We start from the raw sequence: 17,047 nt of genomic DNA on the forward strand, positions 1-17,047 counted from the left end.
ATGAGGGGTCCCTTTTAGACGCCGATCACCCCGCTAACGGGGTCCCTTTTGCACGCCGGTCCACACGTCAATGTTTCACGTGGAACATTTAGTGAACGAATTGCTCACGCGTCAAGCCAGCGCTTCCACGCGAACCACGCCATCACCGCCAGCCCGATCAACCCGCAAAAGGCAACCACGCCCCAGAACGCCCAGGGGTGATCGGCAAAGGGGATGCCGACGACATTCATCCCGAGCAGTCCGGTCACAAAGGTCAGTGGCAGGAAGATGAAGGCCGTCACCGCAATCGCGAGGCTGCGCTGGTCGATCATCTCGGCGCGCAGATCGGTGAGCTGTTCGTGGAGCAGCGCGGCACGCTCGCGCACCGCCTCCAGCTCTTCGGCCATGCGCGCGAAGCGGTCCGCCGCCTCGCGCAGGTGCAGGCGGTCATCCTTGCTGATCCAGTCGAATTCGAGCTGCGCCATCGCCGCCAGCGCATCGCGGTCGGGCGCGACGAAGCGCCGCAGCACGATCGCCTGCGAGCGGATGCGGGCGATCATGCGCCGCAGCTCGTAGATATTGCCGCCGTCGAGCATCCCCTCGCAATCGTCGAGCGCGTCGCCCAGCTCGGCGACCTGTGGATCGAGCTGCACCGAGATCGCCTGCGCCAGCGCGGAGACGAAATCGCCGCCGTCGGTGATCCGTCCGGCGCGCAAGGCGGCCTCGACCTTGCCCAGCGCGGCGAGGGGGTGGCGGCTGACCGAGGTGACGCGCCGGCCTTCCACCCACATGCGGATCGAGACCAGCCCGTCGGAATCCTGCATCGTATCTGCCGCAGTGCCCCGCAGATTGATGAGCGCAGCATCCTCCACCTCGTCGCAGCGCGGGCGGGTTTCGCTGGCCACCAGCGCGTTGGCGGCCAGCGGCGGGACATAGCCGGGCAGGTCCATGGTCTCGCCATGGCCAACCCCTTCGGCATGGAGCCAGACGAAACCCGGCCCGTCGAATTCGGCGACGTCGGCCGGGCCGATGGGCATGACGGCGCCATCCCGCACCATCAGGGCCTGGACAGTCAGCGGACGGGTGCGGGCATCCATGCCGCAGGCTTAGCCGCCCCTCCCCCTGCTCTGCAAGCGGGGGGCACGGGCGGGCGTGTCAGAAATACTTCGCGCTGGCGATGGCGGCACCTTCCGACAGAGCGGCAAGCTTGGCCCAGACGATTTCGGGATCGAGCGCATTGCTGCCCGCGTGCACCGAAAAGCCGCAATCGACCCCCAGCATGACGCGCTCCGCCCCCAGCAGATCGGCGTAGCGGCCAATGCGCTGGGCGATCAGTTCGGGGTGCTCGATATAGGGCGACTGCGGCTCGACCATGCCCGGGCACAGGATCTTGCCGTCGGGCAGGGGGTGCCTTTCGAAGAAGGCGAATTCGTGCGCGTGGCGCGGGTTCGCGCCTTCGAGCAGCACGGTCTGCGGCTTGGCGCTCCACACGATATCGGCAATCTCGTCCAGCGCCACATCGCAGTGGTGCGGGCCGGGGTAGTTGCCCCAGCACAGGTGCATGCGCAGCTGATCGGCGGGGATGTTCTTGACCGCGTGATTGAGCGCGGCGATGTTCATGCCGATGCGCTTGCGGAACTCCTCGGTGCTGAGGCCGGTGAACTGCACATGGCGGCCCATCGCCAGGTCGGGGCAATCGACCTGAAGGGTGATGCCAGCCGCCGCGATGGTCTCGTATTCGTGGCGCAGGCCCTCGGCGAGGGCAAAGACATACTCCTCGTCGCTGGCGTAGTACCGGTTGGGGAAGAACAGTGCGGTGACGCCGGGGCTGGCGGCGGACATAAAGGTCGCATGTCCGTTTGCGAGGCGCACGAGGCGCTCGGCGTCGATCCGGGGCGCTTCCATATCGATAACTTCGATGGGCGCGGTGCAGGCGGGCGCGGAACGCTTGGCGCGGCCCTTGTTGCCGAACACCTGCGCCTTGGCGCCGGGGAAGGCCTCGAGGTCGGCAAATTCGTACTGCCCCGCCTCGCCGCCGAAGCCCGACAGGCGGTGCTTGATGTAGGTGGCGTAGGACGGCTTGGACTGCTCGCCGTCATTGACAATCGAAACGCCCGCCTCGATCTGACGGCGGATGACATAGGCGGTCGCTTCGTCGACGGCCGCGTCGAAGGCCTCCTCCGACACGACCTCGCCGCCTTCGCGCGCGAAGACCAGATCGAGCAGTGCCTCGGGGCGCGGCAGGCTGCCGACGTGGGTGGTGAGGAAGCGGCTCATGACAGCTCCCCGCGCACGATGGCCGCGCCATCGGCCATCGCCTTCATCTTCCCGAAGGCGACCTCGCGCGGCAGGTATTTGAGCCCGCAATCGGGCGCGATCACCAGCCGTTCGGCAGCAATATGCGGCAGCGCACGGCGGATGCGCGCGGCGACATCCTCGGGGGTTTCGATATCATGCGTCGACAGGTCGAGCACGCCGAGGATGACCGTCTTGCCGGTCAGGCTTTCCAGCACGCTGCAATCGAGCTTGGACTGTGCGGTCTCGATCGAAATCTGCTGCACCGGCGATCCGGCCAGTTCGGGCAGGAAATTGTAGCCCTGCGGGCGCTCGTGGATGAGCGCAGCATAGCCGAAACAGATGTGCAGCGCGGTGCGCCCCTCGACCCCGTCGAACGCGGTCTCGAGCGCGGCGAGCCCGTATGCGCGCGCCTTTTCGGGCCGCGCCTGCATGTAGGGCTCGTCGATCTGGACGATATCGGCCCCGGCGGCGAACAGGTCCTTGATCTCGGCATTGACCGCGACCGCGTAATCCTGCGCCATCTCGGCTTCGTGCTTGTAGAAATCGTTCTGCGCCTGCTGAGCCATGGTGAACGGGCCGGGCACGGTGATCTTGATCATCCGGTCGGTATGCGCGCGCAGGAATTCGACATCGCGGGTTTCCACGGCATGCTTGCGCCGGATTTTCCCGGTGACGCGCGGGACCGGATTGGGCTCGCCGCTGCGATCGAGGGCGACGCCGGGATTGTCGAGATCGACCCCTTCGAGCGCGGTGGCAAAGCGGTTCGAGTAGCTTTCGCGCCGCATCTCGCCATCGGTGATGATGTCGAGCCCAGCGCGTTCCTGATCGCGGATCGCCAGCAGCGTGGCATCGTCGAAGGCTTCTTCGAGATAGGCCGGATCGACCCGCCACAGCTCGGTCGCGCGCACGCGGGGGGGGAAGCGGCCCTTCAGCTTTACTTTGTCGATCAGCCAGTCGGGTTGAGCGTAGGATCCCACGAGCGAGGTCGGTAGCAGCATTGGACTCTCTCCTTCGACAGGTTAACGAGGCCTCGCCGCGCAGGCGCGGAGAAAGGCGGAGACAGCCGCGTCGAAATCGGCCGGGTTGTCGGCATTGGCGAGGTGGCCTGCCTGGGCGATTTCCACGTGGCGGGCGCGGGGTGCGACCTCGCCGAGCGCGCGCGCGCAGGCGCGGCGCCAGGGGGTGTCGTGCTCGCCGGTCATGCTCAGCACGGGCATGGGAAGCATCCCCAGCACCTCGCGCGGCAGGCCCGGCGCCTCGCCCCCGCCCGCCACAAGGTCGCGCCCGGCGTAATCGGCGAGCATCGCGCCCGCCAGCCTTGCGGCCTCGGCACTATGCGTGCGCATCAGCGGGTGATGCGCCCATTCGGCGCGGAAGGCGGCGAGGTTGCCGGTGCGGGCCAGCGACCGGTAGCGCTCCAGATCGATCACTTCCTCGCGCGCCACCAGCGCGGGCAGCGGCGCGCCCGAGACCACCAGCGCGGTGAGCCGCGATCCGTAACGCCGCGCCACATCGAGCGCCACGACCGCCCCGCGCGACAGGCCGGCCAGCGCGAAGCGTTCGAAGCCGAGGAAATCGGCGATGGCGATGACATCCTCGGCCTCGCACGACAGATCGGGCGGCGCGCTGGCGCGCCCGCAGCCGCGTCGGTCGGGCATGACGAGGAAGTGCCCGCGTGCAAGCTCCCCCGAGACCTGCGGGCTCCACATGCGGTGATCGAGGGTCCAGCCGTGGAGCAGGATCAGCGGCGCGGCACCGGAATCGACGGCGCCCGCCATCCAGATCGGGAGCGTGCCGCCGTGGACAGCGACTTCGCCATACCACGGAGCGTCGGGTTCAGGGGTGCGCGCGGCTAGCATGTCGGCCCTACACGCACCCCTCGCCTGTCAGGCCGCTTCGGCGGCGCGGAACGGGTTGTTGTTGTGGTGATCGCCCGCCAGCCAGCGCTTCAATTCCGCATGGGCCGAGGCGCGACGTTCGGCATCGAGCGGCGCGGCGCGTTCGTCGTCATGGGTGAACTCGAGGATCATCCCGTTGGGATCGGTGACATAGAGCGAGCGGCAATAGCCGTGTTCGAGCACATAGGTCTGCGGCTCGACGATGCCGGCATCCGCGATCCGCTTGGCGAGCGCGGCCTGCCCTTCGGCATCGACGTGCAATGCGATGTGGATGAAGGGGCTCGCGGGGATATCGGGCCCGAATTCGGCCTGGTCCTCGGGATCGGCGAACTGGAAGAAGGCGAGCGCGCTGCCGTCAGCCAGCTCGAAGAACACGTGGCAATAGGTGCGCTCCTTGCCGAACAGTTCGTCCATCTCGCAATAGGTCGCCATCAGCGGGAAGCCGAGCACGTCTTCGTAGAAGGCGCGGGTGGCTTCGAGGTCCTTGGTCACATAGGCGGTGTGGTGAAGGCGGTTGGCCAGAATTTTGGTCATCGGCTTATCTCCCTGTCTGAATCAGGCCGCCAGCCTGGCGGCGATCTGCGCGACATGTGCCCCCTGGAAACGGGCCCCGGCAAGCTCGTTCTCGCTCGGCATGCGGCTTCCGTCGTTCCCCGCCAGCGTGCTCGCGCCATAGGGCGTGCCGCCGCTGATCTCGCCCATCTCGGCATTGCCCGCGAAGGTATAGGGCAGGCCGACGATCACCATGCCGTGGTGCAGCAGCGTGGTATGGAACGAAGTGATGGTGGTCTCCTGCCCGCCGTGCTGGCTGGCGGTCGAGACGAACACCGAGCCGATCTTGCCGACGAGCTTCTGCTGGAACCACAGCCCGCCGGTCTGGTCGAGGAAGTTGCGCATCTGCGCGGCCATATTGCCGAAACGGGTGGGGGTGCCGAAGATGATCGCATCGTAATCAGCCAGTTCATCCGGGGTCGCAATCGGAGCCTGTTGATCGAGCTTCATCCCGGCACCCTTGGCGACCTCATCGGACACCAACTCGGGAACGCGCTTCACGGTGACCGCGGTGCCGGCGACGCTGGCGGCGCCTTCGGCAACCGCAGCGGCCATCGCCTCGATATGGCCATAGCTCGAATAGTAGAGCACCAGCACCTTGGTCATCGCGAAACCTTTCAGAACTTGTAGCCGACCTCGAACCCGAAGCGCCGCGGACGGGCCCGGAACACGAAGCCGCCGGGGGAGAACTCGGCGTTGTAGATCTCGTTGAAGAGATTGCTCGCAAAGCCGGTGATCGACACGCCATTGGCCAGCGTGACCCCGGCGCGCACATCGACGATGTCGATGGGATCGCGCACGGTGGTGTTGAACGGCTCCCACCAGGTCTTGCCGGTGCGGCGGTAATCGACCCGCAGCAGGCCATCGACGCTGTCCGACAGGGGCCCGGCATACTGCGCGCCGAGGTTGATCGTGTAGCGCGAGATCTGCGGTGCCTCGTTGCCGATCACCGAGGCATCGGCGAAGTCCTTGATCTCGCTGTCGGTGTAGCCGAGCGCGGCATTGACATCGAGGTTGGGGACGATCTCGGCGCTCGCCTCGATCTCGAAGCCGTTGATCCGGGTCGCCGGGATATTGCCGAGGTTCTGGGTCGAGGACTGGGCGAGGAAGACGAAGAAGTAGGAGTTCTCCGACTTGGTCGTGTAGGCCGCGCCCGCGAGGCGGACCGGGCCAAGTTGCGCCTTGGCGCCGACTTCGAAGGTGTCGGCGGTTTCGGCCTGGAAGATGTCGCCCACCCCGACGATGTTGTTGTTCACCGCTTCCGCACCGACGCCGGTCTGGTTGAAGCCGCCCGAACGGAAGCCGCGCGAATAGCCGCCGTAAAGGGTGACATCGGGGCTCGGCTCGTAAGTGAGGGTGATCTTAGGCTGCCAGTCGTCGAAAATCGCGGTGCGCACCTCGCCGCTCTGCGCCTGGGGCACGCCAGGCACATTGGGCAGGAAGGCCGGCGGCGTGAGCGTGGTCTGGCGGCGGCGGTCGCGGTCATAGCGCAGCGACGCATCGACGCGGAATTCGGGGCTGAACTCGTAGCCCGCGTTGGCGAACAGCGCCCAGGCGAAGTTCTCCTGCCCGTCGGCGAGATAGGAGAACTGCGGGTTCAGCGGATTGGTCGAGGGCGAACGGAACACCGGGAAGACGCCGTTGCCGGTGTCGATCATGTTGCCGGTCGAGATGAAGCGGGTGGTGTCGATCAGATAACCGCCGACCATCCAGTTGAAGGCGCGGCCATCCTCGGGCGAGGCGAGGCGCACTTCCTGGCTGAACGCCTTGACGTTGAGATACTGGCTCTGGTTGAGATCGAAGCCGTTGCCCGGGCCGAACAGGAATTCGAACAGGTTGAAGAAGAAGCTGTCCGGGATCGGCTTGAAGTCGAAAGCGTCGCCGGTCAGCACTTCCTTCAGCGTGTCGTAGGACGACACCGAGGTGAACACGGCATTGTCGCCCGCATATTCGATCTTGAGAGCGACGTTGTAGATGTCGCGATCGTTCTGCCCGGGGTTGTTGACCTCGACATCGGCGATGTCGTTCACATCGGCGACGATGTTGTAGTAGAGCCCCTGGGTGCGCAGCTGGTTGACGCTGGCGCGCAGATCGAAGGTGAGCTGGTCGGTCGCCTCGATCAGCAGGTTGCCGCGCAAGCTGAAATCTTCGACCGGATCGGCCTTTTCGCCGAGGAAGACGTTGTCGATGAAGCCGTTGGTATCATACCACGATCCGGCGACGCGGAACTTGACGTTGTCGGCCAGCGGCCCGCTCACCCCGCCGCGCACATAGTAGCCGAACCCGTTGTCGACGCCGGCGGTGACGTTGCCGGAGAATTCGTCGGTCGGGGCCTTGGTGGTGATGATGATCGCGCCGCCGATGGCGTTGCGCCCGTAAAGGCCGCCCTGCGGGCCTTTGAGGACTTCGATCTGGGCGATGTCGAACAGGTCCTGGTTGAACTGCGCCGGGTTCACCTGCTGCACGCCGTCGACGATCACCGCCACCGAAGGCTCGGAATTGCGGTTCTGGGTGATGCCGCGGATGATGACGAAGGCGTTGCCCGCGTTCTGGGTCTCGATCAGGTTGACGTTGGGGGTCAGCGCGATGAAGTCGGCCGGGCGCTCGATCCCGGCGTTCGCGATCGCTTGCGAATCGAAGGCGGTGACCGCTGCCGGAGTATCCTGCAGCGTCTCGGTGCGGCGCAGCGAGGTGACGACGATCTCGCCTTCGGTTTCGGCCGCCGGCTCGGCGGCGGCGTCTTGCGCGGCCCAAGCGGGCGCGGCGGCGATCAGCGCTGCGGCCAGCGCGGTGGTGCTGACGGCGGTGCGGGTCATTTGCCCCCCTGTCGCGCGGTTCAGGCCCGGAAACGTCATAACTCTCTCCCCTGTATGCGCGCGAACGCGCCGCTCTTGTGGCGACCCCTCTCCTCGGATTGGCAATTATGAACTTCGCCATGCGAAGTCAACTTCGATATGCGAAATTCCGGCGCGGCTGTTGCCGCATGGACACGCTCAGGGGCGCAAGCTCGCCTCGAGTGCCGGCCAGCGCTTCAGGGCCGCCTCGATATCGCCCGCCGCGCGGCGCAGCAGGGGCAGGCGGGTGCGGACCAGCTCGTCCTGCGAGATGCGGGTGGTGGAGGTCGAACAGTTGACGCTGGCGATGACCCGCCTGTCGCGCCCGAACACCGGCACCGCGACCGAGACGATCCCGTAATCGAGTTCATCGAGCGCCGAATCGTAGCCCCGCTCAGCGATCAGTGCGAGCCGCTCGGCGAGCGCGGCCGCGTCGGTCACGGTGCGCTCGGTGAAGCGCTGGAACGGCGCCCGGGCGAGCAGCGCGGCGCGCTCGTGCTCGGGCAGGTTCGCCGCCAGCGCCTTGCCGAGCGAGGTGGCATGGAAGGGAAAGCGCGTGCCCACACCGGCGGCAACGCGGAACCGCCGGTCGGTCGAGACGTGGGCGACATAGAGGATGTTGGTGCCCGACATGACGGCGAGCGACGCGCTGTCGCCGGTCTGGTCGCGCAGGGATTGCAGCGGCGGCAGCACCACCTGCTCGATCTGCATCGAGGCGCTGAACGCCGAGCCGATCGTCAGCACTGCTGGGCGCAGCAGGAACTTGCGCTCGTGCTGGCCGATATAGCCCAGTTCCACCAGCGTGATGAGGCAGCGACGCGCCACGGCGGGCGGCAGCGCGGTCTTGGCGGCGACTTCCGAGAGGGTCATCTCGGGATGATCCTCGTCGAAGGCCTTGAGGACCCTCAGCCCGCGTTCGAGCGTCGAGAGGAATTCGGGGTCTTTCGAGGCCCCCTTGTCCTGCGGTTCAGCCCCTGCGGACCCCATGCACCGGCCTTTCGATGGAGCGGCGAACCGCCGCGTCGTCGGCCCCCAATAGGGGCGGCGCGGTGACGCTGTCCATCCGTGCGCCGTCGAAGGACACAGGGAAGCGGATGGTGCGGAAAGTCCCCTTCGGCCCGTCCGGATCGGCCACTTCCAGCCCGAGCACCTTGGCCTGCTCGGTCGCGAGCACTTCAGTGGTGTCGTAAACGGGCGAATTGGGCACTTCCAGACGGGTCAGCTCGGCGGTCCAGTGATCGCGCGGCTGGCTGGCGAAGATCGGGGCGAGGAAGGCGACGACATCCTCGTAATGCGCGATCCGCGCCTCGCGGCTTTCGAAAGCGGGCAGGCCCAGCATGTCAGGCTGGCCGACCGCGACCGCGAGATTCTCCCAGAACTTGGGCGGGGAGGACATGTGCAGCGCCAGCCACTTGCCGTCCGCGCACTGGAAGACGTAGCTCTGCGAGACATGCGGGCGCGAATATGGCCCCATGACCTGATCGGCAGACAGCAGGTGGGTGAAATCGTCGAGGTTGAAGTGGCACATCGCCTCGAACATCGAGGTCTCGACCACCCGGCCCCGCTGCGTCACGTGCCGCTCGTTCAACGCCGCAAGAATGCCCAGCGCGGTGTAGAAGCCGGTCATGGCATCGGCGATGGCCGGGCCGACGACGCGCGGGTGCTCGGGGTTGACCAGCAGCCTCAAGAAGCCGCTTGCCGCCTGCGCGACGGTATCGAAGGCAGGGCGGTCGCGCTCCGGGCCTTCCGCGCCGAAGCCCGAGATCGAAGCATAGACCAGCCGCGGGTTGATCCCCTGGAGCCGCGCCGCATCGACCTTGAGCCGGCCTGCCACGCCCGGCCGGAAGTTCTGGATGAACACGTCGGCATCCTCGACCAGCCGGTCGAGCACGGCGAGGTCTTCCGGGTTCTTGGGATCGATGGTGATCGAGCGCTTGCCGCGATTGTAGGTCTGGAAGTGCGGGCTGTAGAGTTCGCCCTTGAAGCTGCGGAACGGATCGCCCGTGCCCGGCTGTTCGACCTTGATGACATCAGCGCCCATGTCGGCGAGCAGCATGCCGGCGGCAGGGCCGGTGATGAAGGTGCCCATTTCGAGCACGGTAACGCCCGCGAGCGGCCTTGCTGTCATCGCTCTGATCCCATCTGCTTGCCTTGGTGTGGATGTGACACTATATTCTTCGCATACCGAAATCAACTTCGAATAACGAAAAGGCACGGACTCATGCGCATCGGCAAGCAGGATAACGCGGTCACTTCGATCTGCACCTCGGATGCGACCAGCATCACGGTGCGCGGGCGGGACCTGTGTAGCGAAGTGATCGGGCATGTCGACTTCACGAGCTATTTCTGGCTGCTGGTGACCGGCACCATGCCGAGCCCGCCACAGAAGGCGCTCGCCGATGCGGTGCTTTGCGCGATTGCCGAACATGGCCTGGTGCCGAGCGTCGTCGCCACCCGCATGACCTACGCCGCCGCGCCCGAGGCCTTCCACGGCGCGGTTGCCGCAGGGCTGCTGGGCTGCGGCAGCGTGGTGCTGGGGAGCGCGGAGGTCGCCGGCAAGTTCTATGCGCAGGTGGTCGCAGTTAGCGATGGCGGTGACGCCGCCGCCACCGCCATCGCCGCGATCAAGGCACTGCGCGCAGAGAAGAAGGCGATCCCCGGCTTCGGCCACCCCCAGCATTCGGGCGGCGATCCGCGCGCGCACCGCCTGCTGGCGCTGGCCAAGGAGCACGGCATGGAAGGCAAGCACATCGCCATGCTGCGCACCATCGAGGCCGTGCTTCCCGAGGCGATCGGCCGCAGCCTGCCGATCAACGTCAACGGCGCGATCCCCGCGGTGATGCTCGACGCGGGCTTCCCGCTCGCCGCGCTCAAGGGCATCTCGCTCCTCGCCCGCACCGCGAGCCTCATCGCCCACCTCCAGGAAGAGACCGAGCGGCCCATCGGCTTCATCATGTCGGGAGCCGCCGCCGAGCGGATCGGCTTCGACGACGGGAGCGAGCCTGCCGAGGCTTGATCCCGCGCCCCGCGCGCGTCACTGACAAGCGGGCAACACGGAGGACGGCATGCGCGCAAGACATCTGATCGCACTGGCGGCGGCGCTCGCAGCCGCGCCGGCGCTGGCCGAAGCGCCGCTCGCCCTTGCCGAGACCGAGGTCGCCGCCCCCGCGCTTCCCCCGATCCTTTCCCCGCGCGAGCGCGCGGCGCTCGAAAACCGCATCCTTGCCGAACGCCTCGACACGCTGGTCCCGCAGATCATGCGCGCCGAAGGGGTGGACCTGTGGGTGCTGGTCGCGCGCGAATATTTCGAGGAGCCGGTGGTCGCCACCATGCTCGATGCCGAGAACATGCACGCGCGGCGGCGGACCATCCTGGTTTTCCACGATCCGGGCGAGGACAAGCCGGTCGAGCGCCTGACGGTCAGCCGCTACGGCCTCGGCGGGCTGTTCGCGCCCGCCTGGGATCCGGACACGCAGCCCGACCAGTGGCAGGCGGTCGCGGAGATCATCGCCGCGCGTGACCCCAAGACAATCGCGATCAACTCCTCCGACCTCTCGCAATTCGCAGACGGGATGACGCTGAGCCAGTACGACAGGTTCATGAGCGCCCTGCCCCCGCCCTTGCACGAGCGCGTCACCAGTGGCGAGGGGCTGGCGATCCGCTGGCTCGAAACCCGCACGCCTTCCGAGATGGCGATTTATCCCACTGTCGTGCGCATCGCCCACGCCGTGATCGGCGAGGCCTTCTCGCGCAAGGTCATCACACCGGGCGTCACCACTGCCGAACAGGTGCAGTGGTGGTATCGCGACCGGCTGATGCAGCTTGGCCTTGATCCATGGTTCCACCCCTCGGTCGCGATCCAGCGGCAGGGGGCCGCGGGGATGATCGAAGGCGACAAGGTGATCCGGCCGGGCGATCTGCTGTGGACCGATTTCGGCATCACCTACCTGCGGCTCAACACCGATACCCAGCACCTCGCCTATGTGCTGAAGCCGGGCGAGACCGAGGCGCCGGCGGGCCTCACAGCCGGACTCGCGAACAGCAACCGGGTGCAGGATTTCCTGCGCGCCGCGTTCAAGCCCGGGCGCAGCGGCAACGAGGCGCTTGCCATCGCCCGCGCCGAAGCGATCGCGGCGGGGCTCGATCCTTCGATCTACACCCACCCGATCGGCCACCACGGCCATGGCGCGGGGCCGGCGATCGGCTTCTGGGACAACCAGAAGCCCGATCCGCGAGGGAGCGGCCCGATTCGGCCGAACACCGCCTGGTCGATCGAGCTCACCTCTTATGCCAAGGTGCCCGAATGGGGCGGCCAGCGCGTCGATTTCCGCACCGAGGAGGACGCCTTCTTCGATGGCGAGGCCGTGCGCTTCATCGATGGCCGGCAGACCACGATCACGCTGATCGCTTCGGATTAGCGGCTCGACGATCCGATCCCGCGCGCGCGGGTCTTGACGCGGTACACGTCGGACTGGGCAGTGATGTAGAGATCGGACAGGTCCGGGCCGCCCCAGGCGAGATTGGTCGCGCGTCTGGGCACGGCCATCCGTTCAAGCAGTGCGCGCTTGGCCGGGTCGACCACACAGATCCCGCCCGGGCAGGTCAAATACACAATCCCGTCGCTGTCCACGCGCACCCCGTCGACATTGCCGGAAAGCCCCTCCACCTTGAGGTCGATCACCTGCCGCTTGCCCGAGGCGCTGCCATCTGCGGCAATGTCATAGGCCCAAAGGGTCTGTGTCGCGGTATCGCCGACATAAAGCACCTTTTCATCGGGCGAGAGGGCAAGGCCGTTGGGGCGCGCCAGACCGTCATCGATCAGCGCCATGCGCCCGGTCTTCTCGTCGAGCGCAAACACCCCCGAGAAGCCTGTCTCGCTCTGTCGCTGGCCGAGGCCATAGGGCGGGTCGGTGAAGAAGATCATCCCGTCGCCGCGCACCACGACGTCGTTGGGGCTGTTGAGGTGCTTGCCCTCGAAGCTTTCGGCGATCACCTGCCGCCCGCTCTGCGGCGTCCAGCGGGTCAGCGCGCCGCTGCCGTGCTCGGCATTGAGAAGGCGGCCTGCGCGGTCGAAGGTATGGCCATTGGCGTTCATGCTGGGCGCATAGAGCACCGTCGGCGCGCCCGCGTCGGTGGTGTAGGCGTAGACCGTGTTGCCCGGGATATCGCTGAAGATCAGCCGCACCCCATCCCACGCCGGGCCTTCGGTGAAGGTGTAGCCGGTGGCGACCAGTTCCATCGTGCCCTCGACGAGGCGCGGCTCGGCGACCACCAGCGTGCCCTGTGCGCTCGCTCCGGCACTCACTGCCGCGCTGTCCTGCGCTGCGGCGCCCCCCGCCACCAGCGCGAGCACCGCGCCGCCGATTGCCATCCATGCTCTTGCCATCGCCTGCCTCTTCGCTCGCCTCGTCTTGCTGCGACAGTGCCCTGCCGCGCAGGCCGATGCCAGCACTTTTGAGGGGAGGCGCGAGGGTTGCAAGCAACCTCCTCGGGGGGCATTGGGAGCGCAGACAGGAGACCCCCGCAATGCGTCAGATCGACCACTTCATCGTCGGCGGCTCGCCCGCTCCGGCCCGCAAGCACAGCGTCTGGAATCCCTCGACCGGCGAGGTCCAGGCCGAGGTCGCGCTGGGCGATGCGGCACTGCTCGCCCGCGCGGTGGAAACCGCCAGGCGCGTCCAGCCCGGCTGGGCGGCCACCAATCCGCAGCGCCGTGCCCGGGTCATGTTCGCCTTCAAGGAACTGGTCGAGGCGAACATGCAGAGCCTCGCCGAAATGCTCTCATCCGAACACGGCAAGACCGTCCCCGACGCGCGCGGCGATGTGCAGCGCGGCCTTGAAGTGATCGAATATGCCTGCGGCCTGCCGCAGATCATGAAGGGCGAATACACCCACGGCGCAGGGCCTGGGATCGATGTCTATTCGATGCGCCAGCCGCTCGGCATCGGCGCAGGCATCACCCCGTTCAATTTCCCGGCGATGATCCCGATGTGGATGTTCGGCATGGCCTGCGCAGCGGGCAATGCCTTCATCCTCAAGCCTTCCGAGCGTGACCCTTCCGTGCCGGTGCGGCTTGCCGAACTGTTCCTCGAAGCGGGCGCGCCCGAGGGGCTGCTCCAGGTCGTCCACGGCGACAAGGAGATGGTCGACGCGATCATCGACCACCCCGATATCGCCGCGATCAGCTTTGTGGGCTCATCGGATATCGCGCAATATATCTACGCGCGCGGCTCGGCCAACAACAAGCGCGTGCAGGCATTCGGCGGGGCAAAGAACCACGGGATCGTGCTGCCTGACGCCGACCTCGACCAGGTCGTCACCGACCTCACGGGCGCGGCCTTCGGCTCGGCGGGAGAGCGCTGCATGGCGCTGCCCGTGGTGGTGCCGGTGGGCGAGGAGACGGCCGAGCGGCTCAAGGAGAAGCTCCTGAAGTCGATCGCTGCCTTGCGCATCGGGGTCTCGAATGACCCCGAGGCGGACTATGGCCCGGTCGTCACCCCCGAGCACAAGGCGCGGATCGAGCAGTGGATCACCACGGCGGAGCAGGAAGGCGCGCAGATCGTCGTCGACGGGCGCGGCTTCACGCTTCAAGGCCACGAACAGGGCTTCTTCGTCGGCCCGACGCTGATCGACCACGTCACCCCGCAAATGAAATCCTATCAGGAGGAAATCTTCGGCCCCGTGCTCCAGATCGTGCGCGCGCGTGATTTTGAAGAGGCGGTGCGCCTGCCGTCCGAGCACCAGTATGGCAACGGCGTCGCGATCTTCACCCGCAACGGCCACGCCGCGCGCGAGTTTGCGGCGCGGGTGAACGTGGGCATGGTCGGGATCAACGTGCCGATCCCGGTCCCGGTCGCCTATCACTCCTTCGGCGGGTGGAAGCGTTCGGGCTTCGGCGACATTGACCAGTATGGCGTGGAAGGCCTCAGGTTCTGGACCAAGAACAAGAAGATCACCCAGCGCTGGCCGGATGGTTCGCAAGACGGATCGAACGCCTTCGTCATCCCGACGATGGGGTGATCGGCAGTGCGGGCGTTCCTGTTGATGGTGTGGGCGGCGGCGCTGGCGCTGGCCGCCCCGACGCTTGCACAAGACAAGCGCATTGCGCTCACCTTCGATGATGTGCCGCGTGGGGCAGGCGCGTTCTTCACGCCGGATGATCGCACCACGCGCCTGATCGCGGCTCTGCGCGAGGCGGGCGTTCGCCAAGCCGCGTTCTTCGTCACCACCGCCAATCTGGACACCCCCGACGGCGCGGGCGGCGAGGCGCGGATCGCCGCCTATGCCGCCGCCGGGCATGTCATCGCCAACCACAGCCATTCGCACTGGCACCTCGACCAGACCGGGGCCGAGGCCTACCTCGCCGACCTCGACCGCGCAGCCGCATGGCTGAGGGGGCGCTCCGGCTACCGGGCGTGGTTCCGCTACCCCTTCCTCGACGAGGGCGGGCGCGATGCGGCCAAGCGTGACGCGCTGCGGGCGGGCCTTGTCGCCCGCGGGCTCAGGAACGGCTATGTCACTGCCGACGGATCGGACTGGCATCTCGAACAGCTGACCGTCGAGGCCGCGCGCGCCGGCACGGCAATGGACATGGCGGCGCTCAGGAAGCTCTACCTGCAATCGCAGATGAGCGGCATCGCCTATCACGATGCCCTTGCTCAGGCCACACTCGGCCGCTCGCCGCCGCACGTGATGCTGCTCCACGAGACCGATCTTGCCGCGCTGTTCATCGCCGATCTGGTCGCCGAACTGAACAGGGATGGCTGGACGATCATCACCGCGGATGAGGCCTATGCCGATGCCGAGCTCGCCGCCGCGATGCCGGTCGTCCCGCACACCTCGGGCACGCTTACCGGCATGATGGCGTGGGAACGCGGTATCCAGCCGCCGATCGTGCCGCTACGGATGAACGCCGAGATGATGAGCTGGCTGTTCGCGCGTGATGTGCTGGCGCCGTCGGCGCCGCAGGTCTGACAGCCATCGCGGCGCGCGCGCCGAAACGATCCCCGCTTGGCTAACCGCGCGCTTTGCGGCTAAGGGCGCAGCTCCTATGGTTGTCCCGCCCTGCCCCTTCCGCACGCCCGGGCCCTCCGCTGAATGAAGCAGGTCTTTGCCAACATGGGCTGGCTGCTCGGCGGGCGCGGGTTCAACGCAGGTCTGAGCCTCCTCTACCTCGCCATCGCCGCGCGCACGCTGGGCACCGACGGCTTCGGCTACATGGCGCTGATCATCGCGCTGGGGCAGGCGATCACCGGCTTTTCGAGCTTCCAGACCTGGCAGTTCATCGTCCGCTGGGGCGCGGACCCGGACAACCCCGGCGTCGATATCGCCCGCGCGCGCGAGGCAACCGGGTTTGCCGTCGCGCTCGACCTCTTGTCCTTCGCGGGCGGGACAATCGCCTCGGCGGTGCTGGTGCTGACCGCGCCCTTGTGGCTCGATGTGCCGCGCGATCTCTTGTGGCTGACCTTCTGGTACTGCGTGATATCGGTGGCGACGATCCGCACGACGCCGACCGGCATCCTGCGGCTCCATTCCGAATACGGCAAGGCGACCTGGGCCGAAGCGGTGCAACCGGTGATCCGCGCGGCCGGCGCCGGGCTGGCATGGGGGCTGATGCCCGACGTGACCGGCTTCATCCTCGCCTTCGCGGCCTCCGAAGTCGGCACGGCGCTGGCGCTGTGGTGGGTCGCGGTACGGGTGCAGCCAGTGAGCCTTGCCTCGGTCAGCCTCAAGGCGATCCCGGCGCGTTACGATGGCGTGTGGCGCTTCGTCGTCTCGACCAACCTGTCGAGCAGCCTTGCGGTCGCAGGCAAGCAGGTGATGGTCCTCTTGGTAGGCACCTTCGGCGGCGCCTATCTTGCCGGCGGTTTCCGCATCGCCAACCAGCTGGGCGTGGCGCTGATCGCGCTCGCGCAGACCATCTCCAAGGCGATCCTGCCCGAGCTGGTGCAATCGCGAAGCGGCGCGGTCGAGATCGCGCGGCGCATGGCCAATATCGCCGCAATTGCCGGGGTGACGGCGGTGGTGACCGCGATCCTGTTCGGGCGCGAGGGGCTGGCGCTGATCGCGGGCGAACAGTTCACCGGCTTCTACTGGGCGATGATCATCCTCAGCATTGCAGGCGCGGTCGAGCTGGTCGGGGCGAGCCTCGAATCGCTGCTGATCTCGGCAGGCAAGGCGCACATCGCCTTCCTCGTGCGGCTGGTGCCGACGATCCTTGCGCTGCTGTTTCTGGAAGCGGCCATCGACTGGAAGGGCGCGCAGGGGGCCGGCTTTGCGGTGCTGGGATCAAGCCTGCTCGCAGTGGTCGGCTTCTATGTGGCGATCGTGAACCTCAAGCAGTTCCGGCTGGTCGTGGAGCCCGATGCTGAAGGGACGGACAAGGCTCCGCCGGCCCGCTAACCTGGCTCCCCTCCCTTGAGGGAGGGGTCGGGGGTGGGGCGAGGCCGCTCGCGTGGGAGCCCCCACCCCCGCCCCCTCCCCAAG

15 protein-coding genes are annotated in these 17,047 nt (G+C 67.1%); 5 read left to right on the forward strand and 10 right to left on the reverse strand.

The window, feature by feature from the left end; genetic code table 11:
• Window positions 1–104: 104 nt before the first annotated feature.
• The 9 genes from D620_RS0113030 to D620_RS0113070 all read right to left on the reverse strand — a co-directional run bounded on the left by D620_RS0113030 (window position 105) and on the right by D620_RS0113070 (window position 9,689).
• The gene (locus tag D620_RS0113030; protein ID WP_017666260.1) at window positions 105–1,076 is read right to left on the reverse strand and encodes a zinc transporter ZntB; all 972 of its coding nucleotides are present in this window, start codon (window positions 1,074–1,076) and stop codon (window positions 105–107) included.
• 58 nt (window positions 1,077–1,134) lie between these two features.
• Window positions 1,135–2,256 carry a cobalamin-independent methionine synthase II family protein gene (locus D620_RS0113035; RefSeq protein WP_017666261.1) on the reverse strand — a complete coding sequence of 374 codons (1,122 nt, stop codon included), beginning with the start codon at window positions 2,254–2,256 and terminating at the stop codon, window positions 1,135–1,137.
• Entirely contained in the window at window positions 2,253–3,275 is a 1,023-nt protein-coding gene (locus D620_RS0113040; RefSeq protein ID WP_026092200.1) for a 5-methyltetrahydropteroyltriglutamate--homocysteine methyltransferase, read from the reverse strand. The genes D620_RS0113035 and D620_RS0113040 overlap by 4 nt, the downstream gene beginning before the upstream one ends.
• A 21-nt stretch (window positions 3,276–3,296) precedes the next feature.
• Window positions 3,297–4,136 (reverse strand): alpha/beta fold hydrolase, encoded by an 840-nt coding sequence (locus D620_RS0113045; protein WP_033376885.1) that lies wholly within the window; start codon window positions 4,134–4,136, stop codon window positions 3,297–3,299.
• A gap of 27 nt (window positions 4,137–4,163) precedes the next feature.
• Window positions 4,164–4,709 (reverse strand): VOC family protein, encoded by a 546-nt coding sequence (locus D620_RS0113050; RefSeq protein ID WP_017666264.1) that lies wholly within the window; start codon window positions 4,707–4,709, stop codon window positions 4,164–4,166.
• Between the two features lie 21 nt (window positions 4,710–4,730).
• A complete protein-coding gene (gene wrbA, locus D620_RS0113055) occupies window positions 4,731–5,333 on the reverse strand; it encodes an NAD(P)H:quinone oxidoreductase (RefSeq protein ID WP_017666265.1) in 603 nt (200 codons plus the stop codon).
• An 11-nt stretch (window positions 5,334–5,344) separates the two neighbouring features.
• On the reverse strand, window positions 5,345–7,543 hold the full coding sequence (locus D620_RS0113060) for a TonB-dependent receptor (RefSeq protein ID WP_017666266.1): 2,199 nt from the start codon (window positions 7,541–7,543) through the stop codon (window positions 5,345–5,347).
• 177 nt (window positions 7,544–7,720) lie between these two features.
• Window positions 7,721–8,548, reverse strand: a complete 828-nt coding sequence (locus D620_RS0113065) for an IclR family transcriptional regulator domain-containing protein (protein WP_017666267.1) — start codon at window positions 8,546–8,548, stop codon at window positions 7,721–7,723.
• Window positions 8,529–9,689, reverse strand: a complete 1,161-nt coding sequence (locus tag D620_RS0113070; RefSeq protein ID WP_017666268.1) for a CaiB/BaiF CoA transferase family protein — start codon at window positions 9,687–9,689, stop codon at window positions 8,529–8,531. Before D620_RS0113070 ends, D620_RS0113065 begins: the two co-directional genes overlap by 20 nt.
• Window positions 9,690–9,782: 93 nt before the next feature.
• On the opposite strand from D620_RS0113070, the gene D620_RS0113075 reads away from it, so the two are divergent.
• Window positions 9,783–10,577: a citryl-CoA lyase gene (locus D620_RS0113075; RefSeq protein WP_017666269.1), complete on the forward strand. Its 795-nt coding sequence runs from the start codon at window positions 9,783–9,785 to the stop codon at window positions 10,575–10,577.
• Window positions 10,578–10,626: 49 nt separating this feature from the next.
• Window positions 10,627–11,979, forward strand: coding sequence for a M24 family metallopeptidase (locus D620_RS0113080; protein WP_017666270.1), 1,353 nt, complete (start codon window positions 10,627–10,629; stop codon window positions 11,977–11,979).
• Here D620_RS0113080 and D620_RS0113085 read toward each other — a convergent pair.
• The gene (locus D620_RS0113085; RefSeq protein WP_026092201.1) at window positions 11,976–12,947 is read right to left on the reverse strand and encodes an SMP-30/gluconolactonase/LRE family protein; all 972 of its coding nucleotides are present in this window, start codon (window positions 12,945–12,947) and stop codon (window positions 11,976–11,978) included. The genes D620_RS0113080 and D620_RS0113085 overlap by 4 nt on opposite strands.
• A gap of 140 nt (window positions 12,948–13,087) precedes the next feature.
• Between D620_RS0113085 and D620_RS0113090 the strand changes: the two genes are divergently transcribed.
• The 3 genes from D620_RS0113090 to D620_RS0113100 all read left to right on the forward strand — a co-directional run bounded on the left by D620_RS0113090 (window position 13,088) and on the right by D620_RS0113100 (window position 16,963).
• Window positions 13,088–14,581, forward strand: a complete 1,494-nt coding sequence (locus D620_RS0113090) for a CoA-acylating methylmalonate-semialdehyde dehydrogenase (RefSeq protein ID WP_017666272.1) — start codon at window positions 13,088–13,090, stop codon at window positions 14,579–14,581.
• A 6-nt stretch (window positions 14,582–14,587) separates the two neighbouring features.
• Entirely contained in the window at window positions 14,588–15,535 is a 948-nt protein-coding gene (locus D620_RS0113095; protein ID WP_017666273.1) for a polysaccharide deacetylase family protein, read from the forward strand.
• A 123-nt stretch (window positions 15,536–15,658) separates the two neighbouring features.
• Window positions 15,659–16,963 (forward strand): lipopolysaccharide biosynthesis protein, encoded by a 1,305-nt coding sequence (locus D620_RS0113100; protein ID WP_017666274.1) that lies wholly within the window; start codon window positions 15,659–15,661, stop codon window positions 16,961–16,963.
• Window positions 16,964–17,047: the final 84 nt, after the last annotated feature.

Origin of the sequence: Porphyrobacter sp. AAP82 (assembly GCF_000331285.1) — a bacterium.
In the GTDB taxonomy this organism is placed as follows: domain Bacteria; phylum Pseudomonadota; class Alphaproteobacteria; order Sphingomonadales; family Sphingomonadaceae; genus Erythrobacter.

Coding starts and splice junctions, on each gene's coding strand:
- D620_RS0113030 (WP_017666260.1), bottom strand. CDS start 1,076: ATGGATGCCCGCACCCGTCCGCTGACTGTCCAGGCCCTGATGGTGCGG.
- D620_RS0113035 (WP_017666261.1), bottom strand. CDS start 2,256: ATGAGCCGCTTCCTCACCACCCACGTCGGCAGCCTGCCGCGCCCCGAG.
- D620_RS0113040 (WP_026092200.1), bottom strand. CDS start 3,275: ATGCTGCTACCGACCTCGCTCGTGGGATCCTACGCTCAACCCGACTGG.
- D620_RS0113045 (WP_033376885.1), bottom strand. CDS start 4,136: ATGCTAGCCGCGCGCACCCCTGAACCCGACGCTCCGTGGTATGGCGAA.
- D620_RS0113050 (WP_017666264.1), bottom strand. CDS start 4,709: ATGACCAAAATTCTGGCCAACCGCCTTCACCACACCGCCTATGTGACC.
- wrbA (WP_017666265.1), bottom strand. CDS start 5,333: ATGACCAAGGTGCTGGTGCTCTACTATTCGAGCTATGGCCATATCGAG.
- D620_RS0113060 (WP_017666266.1), bottom strand. CDS start 7,543: ATGACCCGCACCGCCGTCAGCACCACCGCGCTGGCCGCAGCGCTGATC.
- D620_RS0113065 (WP_017666267.1), bottom strand. CDS start 8,548: ATGGGGTCCGCAGGGGCTGAACCGCAGGACAAGGGGGCCTCGAAAGAC.
- D620_RS0113070 (WP_017666268.1), bottom strand. CDS start 9,689: ATGACAGCAAGGCCGCTCGCGGGCGTTACCGTGCTCGAAATGGGCACC.
- D620_RS0113075 (WP_017666269.1), top strand. CDS start 9,783: ATGCGCATCGGCAAGCAGGATAACGCGGTCACTTCGATCTGCACCTCG.
- D620_RS0113080 (WP_017666270.1), top strand. CDS start 10,627: ATGCGCGCAAGACATCTGATCGCACTGGCGGCGGCGCTCGCAGCCGCG.
- D620_RS0113085 (WP_026092201.1), bottom strand. CDS start 12,947: ATGGCAAGAGCATGGATGGCAATCGGCGGCGCGGTGCTCGCGCTGGTG.
- D620_RS0113090 (WP_017666272.1), top strand. CDS start 13,088: ATGCGTCAGATCGACCACTTCATCGTCGGCGGCTCGCCCGCTCCGGCC.
- D620_RS0113100 (WP_017666274.1), top strand. CDS start 15,659: ATGAAGCAGGTCTTTGCCAACATGGGCTGGCTGCTCGGCGGGCGCGGG.